Genomic DNA, 389 nt, shown 5'->3' on the forward strand with positions numbered 1-389 from the left:
TTGTGTGCCCAGAGATGGGAGGTTATGCCGTGTAGACGGCTGATCTACTTGTCGTGAAGCTCGTCGTCGCTTGCCGGTGAAAGTCCGGTCCGGGTAGGTGCCAGGAGGCCCGGTAGCAGGCTGGCGGCCTCGTTTGGAAACGGGCGGGGTCGAAGCCCAGCGTCAAAAGCCCTGTAAGGGGGAGCGACAGTGCGGTCCGTAGCATCACGCGAAGCCTGCGGCGTCGTTAGACACCCGTCTTTCGGGGCGGGACCAGGGAGTGCCGAGCCTCTCATTCTCGGGGCGAAGGCCATGGAAGCGGTGAAGATCCTGGATGTGCAGCCGTGAAGAACTCCCCGGCGTAGAGGGCGCGGAACGTACTGACAGCGGCGGCGGGAACTGGGGAGGCC

The organism is Protofrankia sp. CiP3 (genome assembly GCF_917627345.1).
Taxonomy (GTDB): Bacteria; Actinomycetota; Actinomycetes; order Frankiales; family Frankiaceae; genus Protofrankia.